Source organism: Pantoea sp. ICBG 985, from assembly GCF_002928365.1.
In the GTDB taxonomy this organism is placed as follows: Bacteria; Pseudomonadota; Gammaproteobacteria; order Enterobacterales; family Enterobacteriaceae; genus Pantoea; species Pantoea dispersa.
Window position 1 is genome coordinate 1 of the sequence record NZ_POWM01000019.1, and the last position, 1,681, is coordinate 1,681.

At 53.9% G+C, this 1,681-nt stretch carries 1 rRNA gene; it reads right to left on the reverse strand.

Annotation, left to right across the window (positions count from 1 at the left end):
- Nucleotides 1-44: 44 nt before the first annotated feature.
- Nucleotides 45-1,586 (reverse strand): 16S ribosomal RNA (locus C1Y42_RS23215).
- Nucleotides 1,587-1,681 lie beyond the last annotated feature (95 nt).

Below are 1,681 nucleotides of genomic sequence, written 5' to 3' on the forward strand. Positions count from 1 at the left end.
ATCAGACAATCTGTGTGAGCACTTCGCGGGAAGGTATCTTCAGGTAAGGAGGTGATCCAACCGCAGGTTCCCCTACGGTTACCTTGTTACGACTTCACCCCAGTCATGAATCACAAAGTGGTAAGCGCCCTCCCGAAGGTTAAGCTACCTACTTCTTTTGCAACCCACTCCCATGGTGTGACGGGCGGTGTGTACAAGGCCCGGGAACGTATTCACCGTAGCATTCTGATCTACGATTACTAGCGATTCCGACTTCATGGAGTCGAGTTGCAGACTCCAATCCGGACTACGACGCACTTTATGAGGTCCGCTTGCTCTCGCGAGGTCGCTTCTCTTTGTATGCGCCATTGTAGCACGTGTGTAGCCCTGGCCGTAAGGGCCATGATGACTTGACGTCATCCCCACCTTCCTCCGGTTTATCACCGGCAGTCTCCTTTGAGTTCCCGGCCGAGCCGCTGGCAACAAAGGATAAGGGTTGCGCTCGTTGCGGGACTTAACCCAACATTTCACAACACGAGCTGACGACAGCCATGCAGCACCTGTCTCAGAGTTCCCGAAGGCACCAAAGCATCTCTGCTAAGTTCTCTGGATGTCAAGGCCAGGTAAGGTTCTTCGCGTTGCATCGAATTAAACCACATGCTCCACCGCTTGTGCGGGCCCCCGTCAATTCATTTGAGTTTTAACCTTGCGGCCGTACTCCCCAGGCGGTCGACTTAACGCGTTAGCTCCGGAAGCCACGCCTCAAGGGCACAACCTCCAAGTCGACATCGTTTACGGCGTGGACTACCAGGGTATCTAATCCTGTTTGCTCCCCACGCTTTCGCACCTGAGCGTCAGTCTTCGTCCAGGGGGCCGCCTTCGCCACCGGTATTCCTCCAGATCTCTACGCATTTCACCGCTACACCTGGAATTCTACCCCCCTCTACGAGACTCAAGCCTGCCAGTTTCAAATGCAGTTCCCAGGTTAAGCCCGGGGATTTCACATCTGACTTAACAGACCGCCTGCGTGCGCTTTACGCCCAGTAATTCCGATTAACGCTTGCACCCTCCGTATTACCGCGGCTGCTGGCACGGAGTTAGCCGGTGCTTCTTCTGCGGGTAACGTCAATCGGCGAGGTTATTAACCTCACCGCCTTCCTCCCCGCTGAAAGTACTTTACAACCCGAAGGCCTTCTTCATACACGCGGCATGGCTGCATCAGGCTTGCGCCCATTGTGCAATATTCCCCACTGCTGCCTCCCGTAGGAGTCTGGACCGTGTCTCAGTTCCAGTGTGGCTGGTCATCCTCTCAGACCAGCTAGGGATCGTCGCCTAGGTGAGCCATTACCCCACCTACTAGCTAATCCCATCTGGGCACATCCGATGGTGTGAGGCCCGAAGGTCCCCCACTTTGGTCTTGCGACGTTATGCGGTATTAGCTACCGTTTCCAGTAGTTATCCCCCTCCATCGGGCAGTTTCCCAGACATTACTCACCCGTCCGCCACTCGCCACCCAAAGAGCAAGCTCTTCTGTGCTGCCGTTCGACTTGCATGTGTTAGGCCTGCCGCCAGCGTTCAATCTGAGCCATGATCAAACTCTTCAATTTAAAGTTTGATTTGCTGCAACGAGTGCAGCGATGCTCTGTGAATTAAACTTCGTAATGAATTACGTGTTCACTCAGCAAAGACTTGATATTTTTTA